The organism is Gemmatimonadales bacterium (assembly GCA_036265815.1).
GTDB lineage: Bacteria > Gemmatimonadota > Gemmatimonadetes > Gemmatimonadales > GWC2-71-9 > CAVVWJ01.
In genome coordinates, this window is sequence record DATAOI010000074.1 from 39139 (window position 1) to 61982 (window position 22844).

At 68.2% G+C, this 22844-nt stretch carries 24 protein-coding genes; 9 read left to right on the plus strand and 15 right to left on the minus strand.

Going from position 1 to position 22844, the window contains the following annotated elements; all coding sequences use genetic code 11:
* Window positions 1-2: 2 nt before the first annotated feature.
* Genes VHR41_15775 through VHR41_15785 form a run of 3 tightly spaced genes read right to left on the minus strand, consistent with a single transcriptional unit; the run spans window position 3 to window position 3326 of the window.
* A complete protein-coding gene (locus tag VHR41_15775; GenBank protein HEX3235656.1) occupies window positions 3-773 on the minus strand; it encodes a glycerophosphodiester phosphodiesterase in 771 nt (256 codons plus the stop codon).
* The gene (locus VHR41_15780) at window positions 770-2389 is read right to left on the minus strand and encodes a long-chain fatty acid--CoA ligase (GenBank protein HEX3235657.1); all 1620 of its coding nucleotides are present in this window, start codon (window positions 2387-2389) and stop codon (window positions 770-772) included. The genes VHR41_15775 and VHR41_15780 overlap by 4 nt, the downstream gene beginning before the upstream one ends.
* Before the next feature lie 13 nt (window positions 2390-2402).
* Complete coding sequence (locus VHR41_15785) at window positions 2403-3326, minus strand: PHB depolymerase family esterase (GenBank protein HEX3235658.1); 924 nt, start codon at window positions 3324-3326, stop codon at window positions 2403-2405.
* A 48-nt stretch (window positions 3327-3374) separates the two neighbouring features.
* On the opposite strand from VHR41_15785, the gene pdxH reads away from it, so the two are divergent.
* From pdxH to VHR41_15800, 3 genes are all read left to right on the plus strand, one after another.
* The gene (pdxH, locus tag VHR41_15790) at window positions 3375-4016 is read left to right on the plus strand and encodes a pyridoxamine 5'-phosphate oxidase (GenBank protein ID HEX3235659.1); all 642 of its coding nucleotides are present in this window, start codon (window positions 3375-3377) and stop codon (window positions 4014-4016) included.
* Window positions 4017-4823: 807 nt separating this feature from the next.
* Complete coding sequence (locus VHR41_15795; GenBank protein ID HEX3235660.1) at window positions 4824-5435, plus strand: DUF4142 domain-containing protein; 612 nt, start codon at window positions 4824-4826, stop codon at window positions 5433-5435.
* 171 nt (window positions 5436-5606) lie between these two features.
* Window positions 5607-5921 (plus strand): hypothetical protein, encoded by a 315-nt coding sequence (locus VHR41_15800; protein HEX3235661.1) that lies wholly within the window; start codon window positions 5607-5609, stop codon window positions 5919-5921.
* 109 nt (window positions 5922-6030) lie between these two features.
* Here VHR41_15800 and VHR41_15805 read toward each other — a convergent pair whose 3' ends face one another.
* Together VHR41_15805 and VHR41_15810 are read right to left on the minus strand one after the other, a co-directional pair.
* On the minus strand, window positions 6031-6657 hold the full coding sequence (locus tag VHR41_15805; GenBank protein ID HEX3235662.1) for a carbonic anhydrase: 627 nt from the start codon (window positions 6655-6657) through the stop codon (window positions 6031-6033).
* 70 nt (window positions 6658-6727) lie between these two features.
* Window positions 6728-7282: a hypothetical protein gene (locus VHR41_15810; protein HEX3235663.1), complete on the minus strand. Its 555-nt coding sequence runs from the start codon at window positions 7280-7282 to the stop codon at window positions 6728-6730.
* Between the two features lie 94 nt (window positions 7283-7376).
* Between VHR41_15810 and VHR41_15815 the strand changes: the two genes are divergently transcribed.
* Window positions 7377-8765: a nicotinate phosphoribosyltransferase gene (locus VHR41_15815; GenBank protein HEX3235664.1), complete on the plus strand. Its 1389-nt coding sequence runs from the start codon at window positions 7377-7379 to the stop codon at window positions 8763-8765.
* 63 nt (window positions 8766-8828) lie between these two features.
* Window positions 8829-9011 carry a DUF4342 domain-containing protein gene (locus VHR41_15820; GenBank protein ID HEX3235665.1) on the plus strand — a complete coding sequence of 61 codons (183 nt, stop codon included), beginning with the start codon at window positions 8829-8831 and terminating at the stop codon, window positions 9009-9011.
* A 112-nt stretch (window positions 9012-9123) separates the two neighbouring features.
* On the opposite strand, the gene VHR41_15825 is transcribed toward VHR41_15820, so the two are convergent.
* The 6 genes from VHR41_15825 to VHR41_15850 are packed head-to-tail and all read right to left on the minus strand — an operon-like array spanning window position 9124 to window position 15012.
* Entirely contained in the window at window positions 9124-9981 is an 858-nt protein-coding gene (locus VHR41_15825; protein HEX3235666.1) for an ABC transporter permease subunit, read from the minus strand.
* The gene (locus VHR41_15830; protein ID HEX3235667.1) at window positions 9978-10703 is read right to left on the minus strand and encodes an ABC transporter ATP-binding protein; all 726 of its coding nucleotides are present in this window, start codon (window positions 10701-10703) and stop codon (window positions 9978-9980) included. The genes VHR41_15825 and VHR41_15830 overlap by 4 nt, the downstream gene beginning before the upstream one ends.
* Window positions 10700-11959 carry a nitrous oxide reductase family maturation protein NosD gene (locus VHR41_15835; GenBank protein ID HEX3235668.1) on the minus strand — a complete coding sequence of 420 codons (1260 nt, stop codon included), beginning with the start codon at window positions 11957-11959 and terminating at the stop codon, window positions 10700-10702. Before VHR41_15835 ends, VHR41_15830 begins: the two co-directional genes overlap by 4 nt.
* Window positions 11959-12582, minus strand: a complete 624-nt coding sequence (locus tag VHR41_15840; GenBank protein HEX3235669.1) for a hypothetical protein — start codon at window positions 12580-12582, stop codon at window positions 11959-11961. The genes VHR41_15835 and VHR41_15840 overlap by 1 nt, the downstream gene beginning before the upstream one ends.
* Window positions 12583-12586: 4 nt before the next feature.
* The gene (nosZ, locus tag VHR41_15845) at window positions 12587-14557 is read right to left on the minus strand and encodes a Sec-dependent nitrous-oxide reductase (protein HEX3235670.1); all 1971 of its coding nucleotides are present in this window, start codon (window positions 14555-14557) and stop codon (window positions 12587-12589) included.
* Between the two features lie 23 nt (window positions 14558-14580).
* On the minus strand, window positions 14581-15012 hold the full coding sequence (locus VHR41_15850) for a plastocyanin/azurin family copper-binding protein (protein ID HEX3235671.1): 432 nt from the start codon (window positions 15010-15012) through the stop codon (window positions 14581-14583).
* 207 nt (window positions 15013-15219) lie between these two features.
* Here VHR41_15850 and VHR41_15855 point away from each other — a divergent pair, with 207 nt between their 5' ends.
* The 3 genes from VHR41_15855 to VHR41_15865 are packed head-to-tail and all read left to right on the plus strand — an operon-like array spanning window position 15220 to window position 17778.
* Complete coding sequence (locus VHR41_15855; GenBank protein HEX3235672.1) at window positions 15220-15660, plus strand: Rrf2 family transcriptional regulator; 441 nt, start codon at window positions 15220-15222, stop codon at window positions 15658-15660.
* Window positions 15657-16088: a cbb3-type cytochrome c oxidase subunit I gene (locus VHR41_15860; GenBank protein ID HEX3235673.1), complete on the plus strand. Its 432-nt coding sequence runs from the start codon at window positions 15657-15659 to the stop codon at window positions 16086-16088. The genes VHR41_15855 and VHR41_15860 overlap by 4 nt, the downstream gene beginning before the upstream one ends.
* A 10-nt stretch (window positions 16089-16098) precedes the next feature.
* Complete coding sequence (locus VHR41_15865) at window positions 16099-17778, plus strand: glycerol-3-phosphate dehydrogenase/oxidase (protein ID HEX3235674.1); 1680 nt, start codon at window positions 16099-16101, stop codon at window positions 17776-17778.
* Here the strand turns inward: VHR41_15865 and VHR41_15870 are convergent.
* Together VHR41_15870 and VHR41_15875 are read right to left on the minus strand one after the other, a co-directional pair.
* The gene (locus tag VHR41_15870; protein ID HEX3235675.1) at window positions 17775-18848 is read right to left on the minus strand and encodes a copper oxidase; all 1074 of its coding nucleotides are present in this window, start codon (window positions 18846-18848) and stop codon (window positions 17775-17777) included. The two genes, VHR41_15865 and VHR41_15870, sit on opposite strands and share 4 nt — an antisense overlap.
* Before the next feature lie 115 nt (window positions 18849-18963).
* Entirely contained in the window at window positions 18964-19977 is a 1014-nt protein-coding gene (locus tag VHR41_15875; protein ID HEX3235676.1) for a zinc-dependent alcohol dehydrogenase family protein, read from the minus strand.
* 59 nt (window positions 19978-20036) lie between these two features.
* Between VHR41_15875 and VHR41_15880 the strand changes: the two genes are divergently transcribed.
* Window positions 20037-21554, plus strand: a complete 1518-nt coding sequence (locus VHR41_15880) for a glycosyltransferase (GenBank protein ID HEX3235677.1) — start codon at window positions 20037-20039, stop codon at window positions 21552-21554.
* Between the two features lie 313 nt (window positions 21555-21867).
* Here VHR41_15880 and VHR41_15885 read toward each other — a convergent pair whose 3' ends face one another.
* Together VHR41_15885 and VHR41_15890 are read right to left on the minus strand one after the other, a co-directional pair.
* A complete protein-coding gene (locus tag VHR41_15885; GenBank protein HEX3235678.1) occupies window positions 21868-22302 on the minus strand; it encodes a DUF6789 family protein in 435 nt (144 codons plus the stop codon).
* Window positions 22303-22317: 15 nt separating this feature from the next.
* Window positions 22318-22716, minus strand: a complete 399-nt coding sequence (locus VHR41_15890) for a cytochrome c (protein ID HEX3235679.1) — start codon at window positions 22714-22716, stop codon at window positions 22318-22320.
* Between the last annotated feature and the right edge of the window lie 128 nt (window positions 22717-22844).

A 22844-nucleotide genomic window follows, 5' to 3' on the forward strand; every position in this document is an offset into this window, starting at 1 on the left:
CGCTAGGGGCGCCCGTCCAGCACGAGCTCCGGCAGGTTGGTCACGATCCCCGCCACCCCCCGCGCCCACAGGCGCCGGGCGGTGGCTGCGTCGTTGATGGTCCACACATGCACCGGCGAGCCGAGCGATCGTGCGGCTGCGACGAAGCGGGAGGTGGGGACCGGCAGGCCACGGTGCCGATGGGGAACCGACAGGAACCGGTACCCGGCCTGGGGCAGGCGGCGGCGGAACATGACTGCCCAATAGAGCTGCGCGATGTCGCTGCCGCACCCGCCGCAGGCAAACGGAGGCTCGCGGAAGGCCTGAAGCGCCGCGCCATGCTCCGACGCGGGCACGCACCGGGCGGCCGCATCTTCCTGCAGAAGGACCCGGCGCACGGCCTCCTGCACTTCGGGCTCCTTCACCTCCACCAGCACCGGTACCTTGGGAAACGCCCACAGCACCTCGGCCAGCGTCGGAATGCGGACACCGGTGCTGCGGAAGGGGAAGGTCCGCCCGCGGTCGAGGGTGAACCGCGCGCCGGCATCCGCCATTCGCAGCTCGGCCAGCGTCTGGGCGAGCACCGGCCCGGCGCGGTCGGTGGTCCGATCGAGCGTGGCATCGTGGATGACGACCGCCGCCCCGTCCCGAGTGAGCCGCACGTCCAGCTCCAGGGCATCCGCGCCCTGACGGATGGCAAGCTCGAACGCGGCGAGGGTGTTCTCCGGCGCCAGCCCCGAGGCGCCACGGTGGGCGATGACCGGCCGAGCGGAGAGGTCGAGCAGCGGGTTCACTGGACCCCATAGTGGCCGCGCAGCGATTCCCGGAGCGCGGACTTGAGGAACTTGCCGGTGGAGGTTCGGGGGATCTCCGGGACGAAGACGATGTCGTCCGGCAGCCACCAGCGTGGGAAGCGGCCATCGAGATGGTCCCGCAGCTCCGCCGCCGTGGCGGCCCGGCCCTCCCGCAGCACCACGGCGGCGAGCGGCCGCTCCAGCCACTTGGGATGGGCCACGCCCACCACCGCGGCCTCAGCGACGGCGGGGTGCCCCATCAGCGCGCCCTCCAGCGCCACCGAGCTGATCCATTCGCCACCCGACTTGATGAGGTCCTTGCTGCGGTCGCGGATCTCGATGTATCCCAACGGGTCGATCGTGGCGATGTCGCCGGTACGGAACCAGCCGTCCTCGGTGAAACAGCCGGTGTCCCCGTCGGGCCGGTAGTAGGCCGAGGCAACGTAGGCGCCGCGGGCCTCGAGCTCGCCCATGGAGGTCCCGTCCCAGGGCACGTTGCCGGTCTCGTTCCGGACCCGCAGCTCGAGCAGGGCGCCAGGCTGCCCCGGCTTCATCCGTAGCAGGTGGCGGGCGGCTGGGGGCAGCGCCTCGCCCTCGGTGGTGAGCCGGCCGATCGTGCCGATCGGCGCGAGCTCGGTCATCCCCCAGGAGGTGACCGGACGAAGGCCGTGCCGCTCCTCCAGGCCTCGCACGAGCGATTCGGGCGCGGCCGCGCCGCCGATCACGATGGTCCTCAGCGCCGAAAGGTCGTATGCGGCGGGTGCCGCATCCAGCAGCTCGAGCACGCCGAGCCAGACGGTGGGGACACCGGCGCTGAAGGTGACGCGCTCGGTCTGGCAGAGCTCGAGCAGCGAGCGGGGGTCGAGCTGCTCGCCCGGCAGCACCAGCCCGGCACCGGTGAGCGCCGCGGTGAACGGCAGCCCCCAGGCGTTGACGTGAAACATGGGAATCAGGGCCAGGATGGTATCCGACTCCTGGATGGCGCAGCTTCCGGCCATGGCGGTGGCCATCGAGTGGAGCACCAGGGCGCGATGGGAATAGAGCACGCCTTTCGGGCGGCCGGTGGTGCCGGAGGTATAGCACATGGCGGCGGCGGTACGCTCGTCGAGCTCGAGCGGCTGGAACCCGGCGGGATCGGCGTCCGCAACCAGTGCCTCATAGCTCAGCATCCCGGGCGGGACCTCACCGCCATCGGTGACCACGATGATCTCCTGGAGCCCGGCTCGGCTGCGGAACCGCTCGAGCAGCGGCAGCAGCGATGCGTCCACGATGAGGATCCGGTCCTCCGCGTGTCGCGCGATGTAGGCGAGCTCGTCGGGATGCAGCCGGAGGTTCAGCGTGTGCAGCACCGCGCCGAGGAAGGGGACGGCGAAGTACGCCTCGAAGTGCCGGTGGTGGTTCCAGCAGAGGGTGGCGACCCGGTCACCGGGACGGACGCCAAGCCTCGCCAGGGCCACGGCCAGGCGGCGGGCGCGCTCGAGGCACTCGGCGTAGCAGGTGCGATGCAGCGAGCGGTCGGGCCGGCGGCTGACCACCTGCTTCCGTCCGTAGAGACACTCCGCCCGCCGGGCGATGGCGGAGAGCGTGAGCTGGAAGTCCATCGTCAGTCCCAGCACGCGACCGTCCCGTTCACCGGGCCCTCGTCTGCGTCGCGAAGAACGCCCAGATCACCTCCGTCGCATCCAGCTCCCGCGTCACCCGTCCGACGATCCGCCCCGCCGCCGGCCCGCCCGGCCAGGTGTGTCCCCCGCCTTCGATGGCATAGAGCACCACCGACCGCCCCTCCCGGCAGCCGGTGAACTCCCTCCGCCGGACCCGAGTGCCATCGTGGACCCGATCCGGCTCGAGCGTCGTGCCCGGCGGACCGGTGCACCCGTCAACCTCGGCCCAGAAGGCGATGCTGCGCTCCGCGGCAAGGACGCTGCCTCGTGTCCCGGCCACCCCAGCTCCGGCATACGGCACCAGCGGATCGGCCGTGCCCTGGAAGGCCAGGACCGACACCGGACTCGTGTGAGCACAGCCGGCTTCGAGCTGGGCGGGCAAGGCACCGGCCACCGGGGCGACGGCGGCGAGCACGCCAGGCAGATCGCAGGCAAGACGGTACGAGAACATGGCGCCGTTGGAGATGCCGGTGGCGTAGATCCGGCGGGGATCGAGGCTCAGCCCGCGTTGGAGCGTGTCGAGCAGCGCGCGGACGAACCCCACGTCGTCGTGGCTTGCGGCGAAGCCCCGGCCGTCGTTCCAGCGGCGGCCGAGCCCATCGGGATACACCGCGACGAACCCCTCGCGCTCGGCGAGTCGGGAGAACCCGGTATGGGTCGCCATCCCGCGGCCCCGGCCGCCGCCCCCGTGGAACACCAGCACCAGCGGCGCGGGCTGGTCGCTCCGATGCCCGCTGGGAACGTACAGGAGGTAGCTGCGCTCCTGTCCGTTCACCCGAAGGGTGCGCCGCTCCTCTACGCGAGGGACCTGGGCCGGCAGGATCGGAGCGACACCGCCGAGCAGCAGGAGGGCGGCGGTCAGCTCACCGAGTAGTGGCACGTGCCGGGGCATGTGCCAAAGTTAGCCACGTGGGCGCCATCATCGGATTACCTTAGGGCCATGTCCATCGCCGATCTTCGCCGGGAGTACGCGCGCGCCCGGCTCGATGAAGCCGACGTAAGCCACGATCCGATGGTCGAGTTCGCCCGCTGGTTCGCGGAGGCGCAGGACGCGCAGGTGCCCGATCCCACCGCCATGACCCTGGCCACCGCTACCCCGGACGGCGCGCCGTCTGCCCGCATCGTGCTGCTCAAGGCGTTCGACGAGCGCGGCTTCGTCTTCTTCACCGACTACCGAAGCCGGAAGGGTGCCGAGCTGGCCGCCAATCCGCGAGCGGCCCTGGTGTTCTACTGGGGGGAGCTGGAGCGGCAGGTCCGGATCACCGGCCGCGTGGCCGCGACGTCGCGCGAGGAGTCGGAGCGCTACTTCAGGAGCCGGCCGCTCGGCAGCCGGCTGGGCGCATGGGCGTCGCACCAGAGCCGGGTGATCCCGGGACGGTCGGTGCTGGAGGCGGATCTGCATGAGGTCGAGGCGCGCTTCCGGGAGGGCGATGTGCCGCTGCCGGAGTACTGGGGCGGGTACCGGGTGGTGCCGGATGCGATCGAGTTCTGGCAGGGAAGGGAGAGCCGCCTGCACGATCGGATTCAGTATGTGCGAGCGGATCAGGGAAAGGAGTGGAGAAGGGAGCGGTTGTCGCCGTGAGTGACGGGCTCTCCCCTGGGCTGGGGCGCGGCATGCAGCGCCTCACTTGGGTCGCGGTAATCGGGGCGACGCAGCGGCTTGGTGCTCCATGCTCGTGTCCCCTGCCGCTGTGGCTGCTCCTGGACGATCGGATGTGGCACGCCAGCGTGCCCTGTCCTCCCCGGCGCCCCGGCGTGCCTGTCCGCATCGGATTGAAGGACGGCGGCTGCCACCGCCGTCTAAGCAGTGTTACCGAGCCCTAGTGGTATCCGAGGTACTCGGCTGCGTACCACTCGTCTTCTTCACGGTGTCCGCACGCAAGGTCCGATCACCGTGCTTGGTAGTCGTGTCCACCTTTACGGTCGTGTCGTGGGTCACGATGGTGGTGTCCTGTGTCTGCTTGTTCGTGATCAGTGTGTCTCGGGATTCTCCGACGCGCCCGGTTTCAGCCCCGCGTTTGCACCCGGCCAGGCTTATGACCAGCAGGGCAGCTGCCAATGGATATCGCATCTCTGACCTCCTCGACTTCGTCCAGATCGTCTCCGCCATCAGGCGAGCCCCGATAAGCTGACCGCGCGCAACCACAAGGGCAGTGATCGACCTCACTCAGCCGCCAGCCGGGCGGGCGTGTCACCTTGTCCGGGCGCGAATTCCGGAGGCCAAACTGTCCCTCCCGACGGCACTCAAACCTGCAAATCGCCAGGTGTGGACTGGTCTAGGATTTGCCCGGCCGACCTACGTCCTGGCCGCGCTGACTCTTCAGCGCCGACTTGGTCAGGAGACGGACCACATATTTGAGACAGAGAACGCAGGAAAGGAAGGAAGCATATGTCAGGACGACATCACGCGATCACAGCCGCCGGATTGCTGCTCGCAGTGGCGTCATTCGCCTCGTTGCAGGCGCAAGCGACACCAGGTACCCAGAAGAGCACAAGCTCCACGGCGGCCGCAAGCACCGATAGCATCCGGCGCGACAGTAAGTTCATTCACGAGGCGGCTGCCGACAACCTGTTGGAGGTCCGGCTCGGCGAGGCCGCCCAACGCAAGGCGGGCAATCCCGCCGTCAAGCAGTTTGCGCAGCAGATGGTCGCTGATCACCAGAAGCTTCAAGATCAATGGACTGTCATGGCGTCGAAGCACGGCGTGTCCTTCACGCCCGGCTTGGGCCCGCTGCACCAGCGGAAGCTAGACCGGCTGCAGCAGGCCGATCCCAAGACATTCGATCGGGAGTACGTGGCCACCGTGATCCGGAACCACATGGACGCGGTGAGTTATCTCAAGAATGAGGGTGAATCCGCCCGCTCCGCGCCGGTGAGAAAGCTGGTCGCGTACGAGTTGCCAATGCTGCAGGACCACCTGAAATCGGCGTGGCGGCTCGGAAAGGATGTCGGGGTAGATAGCACGGTAGTGGCGCGGGCCCGGGTCACGGCCAGGAGCTAGGATCTCTCGGCAGCACGACGTGATTCGGCTCACGGAAGCGCGGCCTCCGGGCGACTATAAGCAAGTGCCGAGGCCGCGTTGTCCAAACTAGAAGATAGGGAGGCGCCGGCGCACACCAGGGCGCATTTTTACATGACCTTAGCCAGAGTCCAAATGCGAATTCCATCACCAATGCGCTTCGCCGCCCTCGTCTTGTTGGTTGGAGGCCTGGCCTGCGCGAAGAACCGCACCGACGAGCAGGTCGGGACGGCACGCGATACGACCGCTGCAGGAATGTCCGATTCCGCCAAAGCCAACCAGACGAAGTCCGGCGTCACCGACTCGTCCGGTAAATCAACCCTGGGGCCGAATGTGACCAAGACTCGCCCCGACCAGGGGCAGCCGGTCACCTCCAAGGGTGACACAATCAACAAGGGCGTCGATAGTTCTAGAACGGGCGCCGATAGTTCGCGCATGGGCGCCGATAGTTCGAGCGCTCCTCGCTAGCAGACGCAACCGCATACGAATGGGGCGTGGAGAGATCCGCGCCCCGTTCCGCTTCGCGCACGGCCGCCGCTCCATGAAACGCAACCAGCAAGCAGCTCCGTTCTGACGACTAACTGGTCGGCGACGCGCCCTCGAAGAACGTCACGATGCCCGATTCCAGCGAGTATTCCGCTCCGACTACCAGGAGCCCGTCTTTCCTGATCAACTCCTCCAGCAGCTCGGACCCGTGCCGCAAGTGATCCACCGAGGCCCGGACGTTGGCCCGAACGGCTTCCGCCATCAACGCGGCGGGGTCGGCCACATCCCGGCCTGACAGCAAGGTTTCCAGCGGTGGACGGACCCGATCAACGATGGAGCGCAGGTTACGGGACTGCGCCGTCTCGCCGCCGAGGAGCTCCTCGAGCGTCGCCGAGACCGCGCCGCACTGCGAGTGGCCCATCACGACGACCAGCGGGGTGCCGTAGCGCGACGCGGCGAACTCGACGCTGCCGACCTGGGAGGGCGCCACGACGTTCCCGGCCACGCGGATGACGAAGAGATCACCGAAGCCCTGGTCGAACACCAGCTCCGCGGGGACGCGGGAGTCGGAGCAGCCCAACACGATGGCGAATGGCTCCTGGCCCGCCAGCAGCGCCACCCGGCGCTCGGGAGTGGACGCCCCGGTCCCCAACTGATTGGCGACGAATCGGCGATTGCCCTCCCGAAGGCGCGCCAGGGCGTCAGCGGCGGAGATCACTCCAGCCCCATCCTTCGGAGCAGGACGACGAGGGTGCGCAGGCGGGCGCCGCCGAGCAGCTGGACGCGGATCAGGTCCAAGTCACCCGGTAGCGGCAGACGAGTCCGCCCCGTGCTCGACATTCCTCCTCCAGGATCCGCACGCCTGACACCCCGCACATCTCCAGGGCCTTCCGATACCAGCCGATCACGGTCAGGCAATCGGGCGCGCTGAAGGTCTCGGCGTCATAGGTGGTGAACACCCCTTCGCGAGGCCCGATGGGCTGGTACTCCCGGTGGCCGCTCTCATAGTAGAGGGAGTAGAACGAGGGCGATTTGGCCAGGAACCCGTGGGCATCACCCTGGGTGAGATAACCGCTGTGGATACTGCCGAGGTTCTTGACGGCGGACGCCTCGCCGAGCCGCTCGAAGAACTCAGCCTTGCCGCCGCCCAGCTCGCGGACGATGGTGTCGTCGAGGGTCTTGCCCAGCTCGAACGGATACCAGTTGGAAGTGAAGACGATGCGGAGGGTGCGCTGATCGCCCTCAGGCAGGGCGGCGAGCACGCGCCGGAGTCCGTCCGCGCCGAAGTGCTCCTGCACGAACGCGAGCCGCGATTTGAGTACCGCCCCCTTGATCTGCTGCACGGCTAAGGTTGGAGGGGGCAGGCGGAGAGCGCAAGCTCGCCACCGCTCCCGGCGGACAGTAGCTTTCGGCCGTCTCGATAGGGAGAGGATCGCGATGGCCATCCGCGACGCCGAGGGCGGGTTCGACGCGGGGCCGCTGCGCCTCGGGGACGCGGCGCTCTTCACCGACCTCTACGAGCTCACCATGGCGGCCGCCTTCTTCCGCCATGGCATTCGTGGCCCCGCCAGCTTCAGCCTGTTCGTTCGCCGGCTGCCCGAGACGCGTGCGTTCCTGGTAGCGGCGGGGCTGGAGGACGCGCTCGACTTCCTCCACGCCCTACGCTTCTCGTCCTCGGCCCTGGCACATCTCCGCACGCTCGGACTCTTCGACGAGGCGTTCCTCGAATGGCTGGTGGGCTTCCGCTTTACCGGCGAGGTCCGCGCGGTGCCGGAGGGCACGGTGGTGTTCGCCGACGAGCCGATCCTGGAGGTGAGCGGCCCCATCCTCGAGGCGCAGATGGTGGAGTCGGCGCTGCTCAATTTCTGCCATCTGCAGACGCTGCTCGCCAGCAAGGCCGCCCGCGTCGTGCTGGCCGCAGGAGGGCGATCCGTGGCGGAGTTCGGGCTCAGGCGCACGCCCGGCATCGATGCCGCCATGAAAGCGGCGCGGTCGGCCTATATCGCCGGGTGCGAGCTCACCAGCAACGTGCTCGCCGGGATGGAGTACGCCATTCCGGTCACCGGCACCATGGCGCATTCGTTCGTCACCGCATTTACGAGCGAGATGGCAGCGTTCCGGGCCTTCGCGGAGACCTTTCCCGCGGGCGCGGTCCTCCTGCTCGACAGCTACGATACCGTCGCCGCCGCCCACAAGGCGGTGGAAGTGGCCGGCCTGCTTGCGCAGCAGGGCCGCCGCTTGGCCGGGGTGCGGCTGGACAGCGGCGACATCGTCGGGCTCAGCAGACAGGTGCGCGCCATTCTGGACGCGGCCGGACTGGCGGGCGTGCCGATCCTGGTGAGCGGCGGCCTGGACGAGCACGCCGTCGAGGCGTACCTGGCCGCTGGCGCGCCGATCGACGCGTTCGGGATCGGGACCCGGATGAACGTCTCCGCCGACGCGCCCTCGCTCGACATGGTGTACAAGCTGGTGCGCTTCGATGGCCGCGACATCCTCAAGCTGAGCCAGGACAAGGAGACCTGGGTGGGGGAGAAGCAGATCCTGCGCACGCGCCGGGCCGACGGCCGCTTCGCGGCCGATGTGCTGGCCCTTGAGGACGAGCCGGTGCCGGCCGGCGCCGAGCCGCTGCTCCAACCGGTGATGGCCAGGGGCGAGCTGCTCCGGCCCCATCCCGCTCTCGATGAGGTCCGCGCGCACTGCGCCGCGCAGCTCGCCTCGCTGCCGGAGGAGCTGCGACGGCTGCGAGACGCCGGCGTGTATCCGGTGAGCTACAGTCGCGCGCTTCGCGCGCGGCAGGCTTCGGCCATAGCGGCTGTGGCAGACTAAATCGACGGGAGGCGGGAATCCAGCAGCGGCCGGAGGCCGCGCATCACATCGGAGGAATCACTCATGACGTCCAGTGAGAGCCCGCGCGAGGAGCACAAGGTGAGTGGAGAGCGGCTCGTCGCCCGGGCAAAGGACCTGATCCAGGAAGGCAATGTCCGGCGGATCATCGTCAAGAACGAGGAGGGGCAGACCATCATGGAGCTACCGCTCAACCGAGGGACCTCCCTGGAGACGAGAGGCCCGTGAAGCTTGGGGGGCCTCGGCGGAACCCCGACAGGTCCACGGCGACTCGGAGCCGAACAGCAAGACTGCGGTTCTTTCCTGCATCTCTGCCGTCCGTGCCGTCGCCGCCGTCCTTCTAAAAGTCCCGTCGCCCGTAGAGCCACGCCGCCAGCGCGACCGGCAGGACGCACCAGGCACCGAGCGAGCCCAGGATCAAGACGGCACCGCCTCCGGGACCGAGCGCCTGCTGCATGGCGGCCCCGGTGGGCCCCAGCAGTACGTCGGCGCCGAGCGTCACCAGCCCCAGCGCACGGATGCCGTCCACCGGGTTCATGGCCAGGAGGGTCACCAGGTAGGCGCCTGGCTCGCCTGAGCCGGTGAACTGCAGCAGCGCGATCGCCAACAGATCGTAGAGCACCGCGGCGCAGAGCCAGGCGGCCAGAGCCGCCCCGATCGCCGCCGGCCGCCGACGGGCCACCACGCCGATCAGGATGCCCGCCGCGAGTGCCGCCCATCCCACCGCCGTCGTCCCCAGAGCCACGGTGAGATAGGCCGCCAGCCCATCCCGTCCCGCGAACCCGCCGACGACTCCACCCGCGATCCCGAAGCCCACCACCGCCACGCCACCCAGCGCCGCGGCGAGCCCGAGTGCGCGCCCCAGCAGAACGGTGAGGCGGCTCACCGGCTGGACCAGGAGCATCTCGGTCCCGCCATCCTCCGAGCCGAAGGTGTACGCACCCACCACCAGCCCGAGCAGCGGCAGCAGGTAGAGGGAGAGCGTCAGCAACGAGGTAGCGGTCCGCACGAATCCCTGCACCAGCACCTGCCCGCTGGCGCCGAGCCCAGCCAGGGAGATGCCGATAGCCAACACCGCGAAGAGGGCCGCGAAGCCCTGGAGCAGACGACCACGCAGCGCGGCTCGGAGCTCCGCGCCGGCGATCACGAGCACGGCGTCCGCCGCGCGCCGCCGGCTGCTGCGGGCCGGCGACCTCATGCCACGCGCCTGAGCGGCAGCGCGCCTGTGAGGTGGCGATAGACCTCTTCGATGCCACGCACGCTGGCCCACAGCTCGAGCTCGTCGAGTGTTCCCACGGCGCTGACCCGCCCGGCGGTGAAGATGGCGATGCGATCGGCGAGGCTGGCTACCTCAGCGAGGTCATGGGAGGAGAGCAGCACGGTGATGCCGTCGCGGCGGATTTCGGCGAGCAGGTCCCGGACCAGCAGCGCGCCGGTGGGATCGAGCGCTGCGGTTGGCTCGTCCAGCACGAGTACGGGTGGCTCGCCAATCAGCGCGGCCGCGAGCCCGAGGCGCTGCCGCATGCCACCCGAGAACCCATCGACGACGCGATCCGCCGCGTCGCCAAGGCTCACCCGCTCGAGCAGCATGTCCGCCTGGCCCGACGGCACGCTCCGCAGGCGGGCATAGAGCCGCAGCGCAGTGCGAGCGGTGATGCCCTCGGGGAAGGCGAGCCGCTGCGGGAGATAGCCGACCGCACTGCGCGCGGTGGCACCGCCGCTGGTGGCGTCGAGGCGGTTGACGAGGACCCGGCCGGAGGTGGGCCGGATGAGGCCGACCAGCGCCTTGAGGGTCGTGGTCTTGCCCGATCCGTTCGGACCGATGACCGCGAGGGTCTCGCCGGGAGCGACGGAGAATGTCACGTCTCGCGCCGCGGCAATGCTGCCGTACCGTTTGGTGAACTGCTCGTAGCGGATCATCGGCCGGTGCTCCTGGGGGCAACGAAAGGACGTCGGACCAGCGGCCGCGGGTCTTCGACCCGCGGCACGTCGAACACGGGAAACGCGTCCTCCGCCCAGGCGAGGGCGCGCGCAGCGAGCGTCCCGGTGAACAGGTCGAGCGCGGGACGGGTCGCGGCCAGGGTCGCGAAGGCGTCGCCCACGCGATAGGGCCGGTCGCCGATGCCATCCCGATCGAGGTCGAACACGGCGGGATCACCCCAGTAGTTGCCGCGGCCAGCCTCGGCCCAGGCATTCTCGCTCGAGCCGAGCACCTTGCGGACCGGGACCCGATTGTCGGTAATCACGTTCTCGGTGAACGTGTTCGCCTCGGCGCTGGCGAGGAGGTCGATCCCGACACCGTTTCCGATGATCAGGTTGCGGCGAAACACGTCGCCGATAGCGCCGTCCAGAAAGAGCCCGGTCAGGTTGCCCTCGATCCGGTTGCGCTCGGCCACCACCTGCTCGGCGGTCTGCAGCAGAATGCCATAGGCCCGGTAGCCGACGTGCTGCGCGAACACGTTCTCCCGGAAGGTGATGCGCTTGGAGAACATGATCGCCGCGCCGGCGGCGTTTCGGGTGAAGATGTTGCGCTCGAACAGATTGTCATCCGAGTACATGTAATGCAGGCCGTAGCGCACGCCGGAGACGGTGTTGCCGAGCACCGTGTTGCCGCTGGCGAAGGAGAAGTAGAGACCGTCGCGCGTGCCGCGGACCATGTTCTGCTCGATCCGGTTCCCGGTCGAACCGTAGAGGTGGATGCCGTTACCACGCCGGGGCTCGATCAGCTCCGCCGCACCGGTGATGCGGTTCCCCCGGATGGTGGCGTCGTGGGCTTCCAGCAGATAGATGCCGTGCAGCGGGTCTTCGATGGTGTTGCCGAGCACCCGGACGCCTCGGACGCGAACCAGCTTGATCGCCGCCTCATCGGCATTGAGCGAACGCCCGCTGGAGCGGATCACCAGACCGGCGATGGTCACCGAGTCGGCCGTGATGGTGACCACGGTGCCGCGATGCTCGCCGTCGAGCTCCGCGCCCGCATCTCCCAGCAGGGTGACCCGACGATCCACCACGAGCCGCTCGGCGTAGGTGCCGGGTCGGACCCGGATCGTGTCGCCCGGCCGAGCCGCCGCCAGTGCGGCCCCGATGGTCACGTATTGCGCGTCCACCCCGCGACTCACCACCAGCGTCCGAGCCGGGGCAGCCACCTGCACGAGCAGGAGCGAGATGACCAGCATCAGGCCGGCACACCCGACGGCGTAGGGCTCACGGCGCCCACTGGCCGCCTGGACGGACGCCGGCGGGTCGCCAGATCCGCGACCAGCGCCAGCGTCACGAGCCCGCCCGCTCCGAGGGCCAGGAAGGTGCCCCAGGAGAAGTACGAATAGGTAGCGAACTGGGCGATCTGATTCTGACCCAGCATCGGCGGAGTGAAGGGAGCGATGCGGATCGCCGCCGTCGGATCGAGATCGTGGCCGAACTGGTACAGCCGGTGAGCCATCGACCAGAGGCCGTAGCCCGCGATCGCGATCATCAACGTCAACGGGAGCAGGTCCGCCCAGATTCGCCGAACGAGGGCCGCGAAGAGACAGCCCACGGCCACCAGGCCGAGCCCGAGCGGGAGCAGACGAAGTTCGGGAAAGAAGCCGTCCCGGATTCGAGTCATCCCGATGTAGTGGTTGAGGGCGTTGATTTCGTCGATGTCGCCCCGGATGTGATTGGAATACACCACCATCCGGAGCCCTTCGGGATACTGGGTGCTGACCAGCGTCATGCCCCAAAGCGGCAGGACCATCGCGAGCCCGGCCAGGATGCCGGCTCCAATGAGGAGCCGGCGGCGGTTGACGATGAGGTATCTCATGCGATCACCGTTGCGCGACGTCGCGCTTCGCCACGGCGGCCTTTTGCTGGCTCGTCGCGAACATCTCGCCCTGGTTATTGCGATAGAGTCCCATCACCTGCCCCAGCGGCACCACTTCGAGGTAACCCTGCATCTCCTGATGCAACGCCGAGCAGAAGTTCGTGCAGTAATAGGGATAGACTCCCGACTTCCGGGCCACCAGCTTCACCGTCTTGGTTTCCCCCGGGTCGATCACGATGTTCTTGTCGTACGCCGTGATGCCGAACCCGTGGATCTCGTCTCTCGACTGTTCGGCGTTGGTTACATGGAGCACCAGCGTGTCCCCTTCCTGAACCTGGATGCGGCCGGGCTCGAAGTAGCTGCGGATGGCGTAGACCTTGCCTTCCACGGTACGGGTGGCCGCGTGGCGCACCACCTTGGCGTCCTGAGGGTTCCACACCGCATCCGGATCCTTGTTCTCCTCCTTGGGGTAGAACTCAATCGGCTTGATCAGCTCCCGGCGCACCAGCTGCGCGAAGTGCGGCTCGGGCTCGGTGAAGCTCTCGTAGGTCATCTTCATCTTGGCCCCGGTGATGTCGATAAGCTGCGAGCTCTCCGGAATCGACGGTCCGACGTTCAGGTGCCGACCCTTGGACATCTTGTTCATCGCCACCAGGTAGGTGCCCTGCGGGTGGCGGGTGTCGCCCTCGGCCACGACCAGGTGGCCGACGTTGAACTGCACCGGGATCTTGTCCAGCACGACCGACTTGGGATCGGTACCGGGCGCGTAGGGCGGCAGCTTCCACTTGGCGATGGCGCTCTCCACGTACAGCGACGTGTACGCATTGCCCTTGCCGTCGAACTGGGTGTGCAGCGGGCCCAGGCCCACCGGCACTTCCATCACCACCGCCGCCTCATACCGGATCACGGGGATGCCGTCCTCGTTCCCGGTGAAGTCCTGCTTGGCGATCGCCTCCTGGATCTTCTTGAAAGAGAAGACGGTCGAGGTCGGCTGCAGCTTGCCGGAGCAGATCACGTACTCACCGTTGGGCTCGACGTCCACTCCGTGCGGGCTCTTGCCGCAGGGCAGGAGATACATGACGCCGGGCACCTTGGCCGGGTCGACCATCTTCACGCCGCCCGACTCGAAGGTCTTGCCGGCGTTCACCGCCTGCTCGGCCGCCTTCCAGTTCACCACGGCGACGTAGTCCCGGTCGCGCTGGCTGGCTGTCTGTTCCAGCTTGCCGGTGGCGCGCTCGCTATTGTACGAGGTCCAGAACGCCCAGCCGTCGCTGGGGCCCTTGCCGGTGGCGCCCAGATCCCAGTCGAAGGGCGGCGTCATGATCTGCCAGCCGACCGACATGGTACCGTCCTTCGGGTCCACCTTGATCCCGGTGAAGGCGCCGTGGTACTTGGTGGCGTAGTCGTCGAGCGATTCGTACTTCGAGCCGAGCGGCACGGAGAACCGGGTCGCCACCAGGGCGTACTCGGTATTGTTGGTGACCATCGACGAGCCATGATTGCCCATCGTATTCGGGATGGGGCCCAGGATCTGGGCGGTCTTGAAGTCGCGCAGGTTGATCCGCGCGATCCGGTTGTTGGCATTGTCGTTGACGAACAACCAGCGACCGTCGTAGTCGCCGTTGGTCTTGGAGAGAGCCGGGTGATGGACGTCGCCCCAGGTGTAGTCGCCCATCATCTTCCTGCTGGCTTCGTCGAAGCCGTAGCCGGTCCCCGGATACGGAGCGAACACCGGGATGGTGGCGATGTGGCGCATCGACGGCACGCCGGCGACGAACACCTGACCGGAGTGGCCGCCGGAGTAGAACAGATAGTAGGTGTCGAGATCGCCGGGCTTCACGTAGGTGGCGAGCGCCGCGCTCTGGACGTCGCCGGTCGCCATGGCGCGCTGCCCCGGCGCCACGGGCTTGGTGCCGCCGCATGCGGCCACGCCGAGCATGGACAGGGGAGCGGCCCACTGCATCAGGCGGGACATGATGTGGTCTCCTTGGGTTCGCATTATTCGACCTCGAGCTCCCCGGTCATGCCCAGGGCCGCGTGGGGGTCGCACTGGAAGTGGTACTCACCCGGCTTGAACGAGACCGGCACCTCGAGCGTCTGGCCGGGGAGCTGCAGCAGGTCGCTCGGCTCCGGGAGGCCGGTGGCTCCGGGGTTCTTGTCGGCGGGGAAGCTCACGTTGTGGACCCCGCTCACCAGGGTGAACTTGAGGACATCCCCGGGGTGCGCCTCGAGCTTGTTCGGCACGAAGTGGTTGCCGGTCTCGTCGCTGATGGCCTTCACTTCGATCACGGTGCCCGTCGCGGCGGGGGCGGGGGGCGCCGCATCGGCAGCGGCGGCGGACGTGCCGCTCGCCGCTTTGGACTGCTCTCCACCACACCCGGGGAGCAGCGCGAGGACAACGAGAGCGAGGATCGACAGCTTCGACGACATTGGAGCGCACCTTTCGATGGAGGCGTTTGGGGTTCTGGGAAACATCGTCCGCCGAGCAGCGGCAGACCGTGAAGGCTCCATGAGCTTTTCTTTACCCTCCTGGCGTCGACGCCCCTTGGTCTGGCGTCAGCTTGACGATGGGTAATATCGGACTTTATCATGATGATATGATGAAATACACCTGAAACCCGCTCTCTTCGACCCACTGTGCTCTCCCAAACCGCCGAATACGCCCTGCGCACCGTCGTCTTCCTCGCCCAGCGGTCGGGGGAGTCGGCCACCCGCGTGGACGAGATCGCCGCGGCGCTGGCGGTGCCGCGCAACTATCTGTCCAAGACGCTGCACCGCCTCGCGCAGGAGGGGATCCTGAGCTCGACGCGAGGGAAGGGCGGCGGCTTCCGGCTTGCCGTCCCGCCGGAGGACCTCACCCTCCTCACGGTGATCCAATTGTTCGATCGGATCGGTGACGGCCGGCAATGCCTGCTCGGCCGCCCGGTGTGCAGCGACGCCCAGGCCTGCGAGGCGCACGCGAGCTGGAAGGCGGTTGCCGCACAGGTGGCGGGCTTCTTCGCTGACACGTCGGTGGCCGACCTGCTCGCCGGCCGACGTACCGGCCCGACTCGGCCGGTGAGGGGGATGCATCCGTGAGCCCACTGGTCCGGCGCTACCTGCGCACCGCGATCGGCTTTCTGCTCGCCGGTCTGGGGCTCGGGATCTGGATGCTGATCCGGCGGGAGCTCGCGGGGGAGTATCCGACGCCCAGGCTCATCAGCGCGCACACGCACGTCATCCTGGTGGGGTTCGTGATGATGATGATCCTCGGCGTCGCGCTCTGGATGTTTCCTCGTCCCGAGCGGACCGATGTGCAGTACCGTCCCGCGGCGGCGGAGCTGGCCTACTGGCTGCTCACGGTGTCCACCACCGCTCGCTTCATCGGCGAGGTGGTGCGGCCGAGTGCGCCCCCGCTGCCGCAGCGCTGGGTGGTCGTGCTCGCGGGAGTCGGGCAAGTCGTCGGGCTGGTGCTCTTCTTTTACAATCTCCTGCCCCGCATCCGATCGACCCGGAAACCCGGATGACGAGCGGTCGATGAGGCGCAACCCAGCGGCCCTCGCCGATCGCGAGCTCGACGTCGTGGTCGTGGGCGGAGGGATCTGTGGCGCGGCCATTCTCCGGGACGCGGTCCAGCGAGGTCTCTCGGCCGCCCTGCTCGAGCGGGGCGACTTCGCCGGCGCCACCTCGGCGCACTCGCTCAAGGTGGTACACGGTGGCATCCGGTACCTGCAGCACCTCGACGTCGCCCGGGTTCGTGAGTCCTCCCGCGAGCGCTCGGCACTGCTTCGGATCGCGCCGCATCTGGTGCACCCGATGCCCGTCGTCGTGCCGACCTTCGGCCACGGCATCCGAGGCGGTGAGGCACTCGCTGCGGCGTTCCTGCTGCTCGAGGCGCTCACCGCCACCCGGAACCGAGGGCTGGTTGACCCCGAGCGCCGGGTGCCTCGGACCCGCCTGATCTCCCGCCGGCAGGTCGTGGCCTGGTATCCGGAGCTCGAGCACCGGGAGCTCACTGGGGCCGGAATGTTCTGGGATGGCCAGGTCTACAATCCGCCGCGCCTGGTATGGGAGTTTATCCGGACCGCCGGGGAGAGCGGTGGAGAGGCAGCCAATTACTGCGAGGTGACGGACCTGCTTCGCCGGAACGGCAGGGTCACGGGAGTAGCGGTGGGGGACCGGCTGAGCGGCGAGCGCTTTCAGGTCCGTGCGAAGGTGGTGGTGAACGCCGCGGGGCCGTTCGCGGAACAGCTCTTTGTCCGATGCGGCATCCGCCAGACCGCACGGATCGCACTCTCCCGCGACATGGCATTCGTCATCCGGAGGCGGCTCGACGGTGGGCGGGCTCTGGCGCTGCAGACGAGATACCGCGATCCCGATGCCATCCTGAGCCGCGGCCCACGCCATCTCTTCCTGGCGCCCTGGCGTGGCGTGACCCTCGTGGGAGTGAGCAGCGCGGTCTTTCGGGGCGATCCCGATGCGCTATCGGTCACGGAGGACGAGATCGCGGGCTTTCTGGCCGAGATCCAGGAGGCCGTGCCGCACCTCGATCTCGCGAGAGGCGACATCGCTCGCGTTCACGCCGGCCTGCTGCCGATCGCGGAGAGCGGCCTGGTGCGCGGCAACGTCAGCTTCGGTAAGCGCTCGCACGTGGTCGACAACGCGGAGGCGGACGGACTCGAGGGACTAGTGACCGTCGTCACCAACCGACTCACCACGGCAAGGGGAGTGGCCGAACGGGCGGTCGACCTCACCTTCCGGAAGCTCGGAGCAGTGCCGCCGAGATGCCGAACGGCCGAGACGCCCTTGCATGGCGGCGCCTTCTCCGGGTTCGCGGAGCTTCTGTCCGAGGTTGGGGAGAGCGTCCGTGACCTGATGCCGGCGAGCGTGGCGGGGCCTGTGCCCGAGCGTCTGGCCCGAAACTATGGCTCGTCTCACCGGGAGGTGCTCCGGCTCGCCGAGGCCGACCGATCGCTCGCCGAGCCGATCGGGACGTCCGGAGCATTGAGGGCGGAAATCGTACACGCGATCAGGGAAGAGATGGCCCAGTCCCTCGCCGACTGCGTCTTTCGACGAACCGATCTCGGTACAGCGGGACCCCCGGCAGACAGCGAGCTCGGCGTTGTCGCCGAGCTCGCGGCCGAGGAGCTGGGGTGGAGCGCCGGCCGGAAAGCAACCGAGCTGGCCGAGGTTCGCTCGGCCAGCTCGAAGGCCTAGGCCACGCCGGGCTGCACCACCAGCGCGGTCACCATCCCGAACATCCCATGCTCCGACTCCGCGTGCGGCAGGATGTGGCAGTGGAAGGCCCAGGTGCCGGGATTGGTGGCCCGCACCAGGACGTCCCACCGCTCGCCCGGCGCGACGTTGAGGGTGTCGCACTTCCACGGCGCGGGCTGATCCCAGCCGTCCTTGGCGATGACGGTCATGTGCATCCCGTGGAGGTGCATGGGGTGGATCATCATGCCCTCGTTCATGAAGCGGATACGCACGGTCTGTCCCTGCTTGCAGACCAGCGGCTCGGTGGCGGGAAAGCCCTTGCCATTGAGGGTGAAGCCATGGGAGCCGTCGTTGAGCACCAGCACGTAATCCAGGTCGGCGCGGTGCGCCTTCAGCACCGTCTTGGGCTCGACGATGATGGCCCCCAGCAAGCCATTGCCGACCTGCACGGCCGCGTTGTGATGCGAGTGGTACATGTGCGATCCGGCGTTCGGCACCGTGAACTCATAGGTGAAGCTTTCGCCGGGCTTGACCGGCGGCTGAGTGATGAACGGAACGCCGTCCTGATCGTTCGGCAGCTCCAGTCCATGAAAGTGAATCGCGGTGGACTGGGGCAGCTTGTTGGTGAGGTTGACCCGCATCCGGTCGCCCTCGCGCACCCGGATCTGGGGACCGGGCACCTGGCCGTTGTAGGTCCACGCTTTGACCGTGCGCCCCGGCTCCACTTCCCAGTCTATCACTTCGGCAGTGAGGTCGAAGACCTTGACGCCCTTGTCCATGCGCGGCTGGAGGACCTGGTTCCCCTTGCCGGCCGTCTTGGCCGGGAACGCCTTGATCCCCTTCTCGTGCATGGCGTCCATCTCGTCGGCCTTGGCGCGGTCGGACAGGACTGGAGCCGGGGCCGGCGTGGGAGTCTTGGGCGGGCTGGCCACGGCGGCGCTGGCGGGCTTGGTGTCACCGCAGGCGCTCAGGCCGCTGACGACCGCCGGCAACGCGATGGCGGCCACGGTGCCTTTCCGCAGAAAGTCACGGCGCGAGTTGATGCTGGTGGATGCGTTAGTGTCGGACACAGAGGCCTCTCGAGACGTTAGCGGGCGCATGTCGGGGGTCGCGGAAGTGAACCTATCCGCCCGACCATGAAGCGGCCGTGGGCCCTCTGTGAAGGTCTCTTTATCGTATGACGGGTCACGCCTCGCCGGGGCGCGGGTTGGACACCAGCACGGCAGCCCCGCGGAGCCGTCCTTCGCGCAGCCGGGTCAGCGCCTCGTTCGCCCCGCTCACTGGGAGCGGTTCCACCGCCACCTTCAACGGAACGTCGGCAGCTATGTGGAAGAAGGCCTCGCCGTCCCGCCGGGTGAGGTTGGCCACCGATCGGAGCACCCGCTCACCCCACAGGATGTCGTAGGGGAAACTCGGGATCGGGCTCATGTGGATGCCGCCACAGGCCACCACCCCTCCCTTGCCCACGGCCCCCAAGGCGACTGGGACCAGCGCACCGACCGGCGCGAAGATGATCGCGCCGTCCAGCGCCTCCGGCGGCCGGTCCTCCGATGCACCGGCCCATTCCGCGCCCATCTCCAACGCGAACCGCTGCCCTTCGGCGTCGCCCGCTCTCGTAAACGCAAAGACACGGCGCCCCTGGGCCCGGGCCACCTGGGTGATCAGATGCGCCGCGGCGCCGAAACCGTAGATGCCGAGCCGCTCCGCCTCGCCGACGGCCGCGAGCGAGCGGTAGCCGATGAGACCCGCGCACAAGAGGGGCGCGGCGTGCACGTCGTCGTACCCGGCCGGAATGGGAAAGCAGAAGCGGGCGTCGGCCAGGCTGTACTCGGCGTAGCCGCCATCGATGGTGTAGCCGGTGAAGCGGGCGCGGTCACACAGGTTCTCGCGGCCGGAACGGCAGAACCGGCAGACGCCACAGGTCCAGCCGAGCCAGGGCACGCCCACCCGATCGCCGGGAGCGAATCGCGGCACGTCGCCGCCGACGGCGGCGACGGTCCCCACGATCTCGTGACCGAGCACCAGCGGCAGCTTGGGCTCGGGCAGCTCGCCGTCGGCGACATGGAGATCGGTGCGGCACACTCCGCAGGCCCGGACCTTGAGGAGCAGCTGTCCCGGCCCAGGCGTGGGGCGAGGCACCTCCGCCGGGCGAAGAGGCCGCCCCGGCGCGTCGAGCAGCATGGCGGACATCGAAGCCATGGCGGGAAGATACACAACGGTTGCTTGACCGTTCGGACCCGGGAGGTAGAGAATGGATCATGAATCCCGCGCCGCCGCTGGTACGCGTAGAGGTACGACCGCAGCACACGCTCGACGATTACGCCGCCGTGATTCACCTCGCGGCAGCCGTGAACGAGCTCAAGGCCGAGGCGGCCCGGATCGTCCCGCGCCTGGCGGGGCGAACCATCTGGCTGGTGAACTCGACCGCGACGGGCGGCGGGGTGGCCGAAATGCTTCCCCCGATCGTCCGGCTGCTTCGGGATCTGGGCGTGAGCGTCGAGTGGCTGGCCATCGGCAGCGGTGACCCCGCCTTCTTCGCGCTGACCAAGCGACTCCACAATCTCATCCACGGCTCGGGCGACCCGCGGCTCGGCCCGGCGGAGCGCGATGTGTTCGAGCGCGCGGGCCGGGAGAACGCCGCCAGCCTGCGGCCGCTCCTCCGGCCGGGCGATGTTCTGATCGTGCACGATCCGCAGCCACTCGCTCTAGCCGGTTTCCTGCGCGCGACGGTGCCTCTGGTGACCGTATGGCGCTGCCATATCGGCCTGGACGAGAGCAACGCCGCCACCCGCGCCGCCTGGGAGTTCCTGGCGCCCTACCTCGAGCACTACGATCACGCGGTCTTCTCGGCACCAGAGTACATCCCGGAGCGGCTTGCCGGCCGGGCCACAGTCATCGCCCCCGGCATCGATCCGCTCGACGCCAAGAACCGGGAGCTCTCACTGCACGAGACCATCGAGGTCCTCTGCCGCGGCGCCCTCGTGTCCTGTCCCGGCCCGATCGTCGACGGCCCCTATCAGGCGCCGGCCCGCCGGGCACTGGCGGACGGGACGTTCGCCCCGGTGAATGTCGCCGAGGATGTCGGCCTGATCAGCCGGCCGATCCTTACCCAGGTCTCGCGATGGGACCGCTTGAAGGGCTTTCTCCCTCTCATGCGTGCCTTCGCCAGCCTCAAGCAGTCGCTGTACGCCAGCGATGGCGCCGCAAACCCGCTGCACCGCCGGCGCCTCGATCTCGTCCGTCTGGTGCTGGCCGGCCCCGACCCCGCTGGTGTGGCCGACGATCCCGAGGCCGCCGATGTGCTGCATGAGCTCCGTGCCGTTTATTCGGGCCTCCACCCCGCGGTCCAGGATGACATCGCCCTGGTCGTGCTGCCGATGCGATCGGTGGAGGAGAACGCTCTCATGGTCAACGCGCTCCAGCGGGCCTCCATCCTCGTGGTACAGAACTCACTGCGCGAGGGATTCGGGCTCACCATCGCCGAGGCGATGTGGAAACGGGTCCCGGTGCTCAGCAACTCGCGGGCATGCGGCCCGAGACAGCAGATCCGGGACGGCGTGGATGGGCGGCTCATCCGGGATCCCGAGGATGAGACGGAGCTGCGGCTCGCCATCGATGACCTGCTCGCCTCGCCCGACCGGCTGCGGCGCATGGGACGGATGGCACAACGGCGGGTCCACGACCGGTTCCTGGTGCTCGATCAACTCCGGAACTGGGGCCGGCTTCTCGGGTCTGCTGTCGAGCCGCGTGCCGCCGAGGGATCAGCTGCCTCCTGAAACACGGCTCGGTACGATTCCGCCCCTGGCGCCTCAGGGAAGGATGGTGCCGCGATAAACACCTCGTCGCCGAACTCCCATTCGTCCAGAATCCGATCTCGCTCGGGAACGAAGCGATAGAATTGCAGTGCGCGGAAGATGGGGACGTCGGCTCCGCTCCGGGCCCAGCCCGCAGGAAATCGACGTAGCGTGGAAAGCGCGCCGCGTAGGGGTCGTCGAGCCGCACCTGCGGAAGACACGCGACTATCCGCTCATGAGCCATGCCTTCGCTGACGCCACCTGGGAGTGGCCCCAGTGCTGCGCGCGGCCACGCTCAGGCGGCCGCTTGAGGCTCTCCGTAGATCCACCCGGTCAGGCCGCCGTAGACCAGGTGGCCGAGCAGACTGCCGATGAGTAGGTCCACGGCGCCGCGGGAAAAGACGCCGCCGCCGATCAGCGGCATGAAGACCAGCTGCGCGACCATGAAGACCAACGCACCGTAGACCATTCCCCGGCCGAGCGGTGACCCCGGCAGCCGGTGGGCAAAGGCGGCCGCGTAGATCAAGGCCAGCAGCATCCCGATCAGAAAGTGAATGAGCCAACCGAGGGCTGGTCCGGTCGCGAGGTGGGCCGAGGCGAGCCCGAGCGACGTGCTGAGCACCTGCCCCATCGCGATCCTGGGCAGGCCAACCGAGGGCTCGACCAAAAGCAGTGCGGTCATGACCCCAGTCGCAATGAAGCCAGCGGCAGCCGCGCGTGTGGCGTTCATCGGCCTCCTGACTGGTCAAGGCTTGGTGATCTTGTGACTCACGGCGTAGACATAGCTCGCCACCAGGAACACCTGCGACTCCGTGATCCCACCCGGATGAGGCACCATAAGCGTGCCCGGCAGCCCGTTGTCTACCCGGTCCACGATCGCGTCGAATGTGCCGGTGATGTGGCGCCAAGTCTGGCCGGACAGCGCCGGCGCGACCGGACCACCCTGCAGCTTGTCCCCATGGCAGGCAGAGCAGGTACCCTTGCCGTGAAAGACCTTTCGTCCGGCGTCGACCATGGCCGGACTCAGCAGGGTGGAATCGGGCGCGGCACCCTTCGAGGTGGTATCCACCACCTGGCAGTTGGCCCGGCGGGCGCCAAGGGCAAGCACTCCACACAGCAGAACCCACGGGGGGGTTCGTCTCATGTTCGCACCGTGAGGAGAGAGATCTGGTAGTCGACCTACATAGTTGTGCCGCCGCTCATCGGAGACAAGAGGTCGCACTCTGACAAAATGTCCCACCGCTCGGCAAAGAACATTCAAGGGTTCTTCAT

Coding starts and splice junctions, on each gene's coding strand:
- VHR41_15840 (HEX3235669.1), bottom strand. CDS start 12,582: ATGAGATACCTCATCGTCAACCGCCGCCGGCTCCTCATTGGAGCCGGC.
- VHR41_15815 (HEX3235664.1), top strand. CDS start 7,377: ATGGCCATCCGCGACGCCGAGGGCGGGTTCGACGCGGGGCCGCTGCGC.
- VHR41_15850 (HEX3235671.1), bottom strand. CDS start 15,012: ATGTCGTCGAAGCTGTCGATCCTCGCTCTCGTTGTCCTCGCGCTGCTC.
- VHR41_15820 (HEX3235665.1), top strand. CDS start 8,829: ATGACGTCCAGTGAGAGCCCGCGCGAGGAGCACAAGGTGAGTGGAGAG.
- VHR41_15800 (HEX3235661.1), top strand. CDS start 5,607: ATGCGCTTCGCCGCCCTCGTCTTGTTGGTTGGAGGCCTGGCCTGCGCG.
- nosZ (HEX3235670.1), bottom strand. CDS start 14,557: ATGTCCCGCCTGATGCAGTGGGCCGCTCCCCTGTCCATGCTCGGCGTG.
- VHR41_15880 (HEX3235677.1), top strand. CDS start 20,037: ATGAATCCCGCGCCGCCGCTGGTACGCGTAGAGGTACGACCGCAGCAC.
- VHR41_15865 (HEX3235674.1), top strand. CDS start 16,099: ATGAGGCGCAACCCAGCGGCCCTCGCCGATCGCGAGCTCGACGTCGTG.
- VHR41_15825 (HEX3235666.1), bottom strand. CDS start 9,981: ATGAGGTCGCCGGCCCGCAGCAGCCGGCGGCGCGCGGCGGACGCCGTG.
- VHR41_15785 (HEX3235658.1), bottom strand. CDS start 3,326: ATGCCCCGGCACGTGCCACTACTCGGTGAGCTGACCGCCGCCCTCCTG.
- pdxH (HEX3235659.1), top strand. CDS start 3,375: ATGTCCATCGCCGATCTTCGCCGGGAGTACGCGCGCGCCCGGCTCGAT.
- VHR41_15795 (HEX3235660.1), top strand. CDS start 4,824: ATGTCAGGACGACATCACGCGATCACAGCCGCCGGATTGCTGCTCGCA.
- VHR41_15890 (HEX3235679.1), bottom strand. CDS start 22,716: ATGAGACGAACCCCCCCGTGGGTTCTGCTGTGTGGAGTGCTTGCCCTT.
- VHR41_15875 (HEX3235676.1), bottom strand. CDS start 19,977: ATGGCTTCGATGTCCGCCATGCTGCTCGACGCGCCGGGGCGGCCTCTT.
- VHR41_15830 (HEX3235667.1), bottom strand. CDS start 10,703: ATGATCCGCTACGAGCAGTTCACCAAACGGTACGGCAGCATTGCCGCG.
- VHR41_15885 (HEX3235678.1), bottom strand. CDS start 22,302: ATGAACGCCACACGCGCGGCTGCCGCTGGCTTCATTGCGACTGGGGTC.
- VHR41_15835 (HEX3235668.1), bottom strand. CDS start 11,959: ATGCTGGTCATCTCGCTCCTGCTCGTGCAGGTGGCTGCCCCGGCTCGG.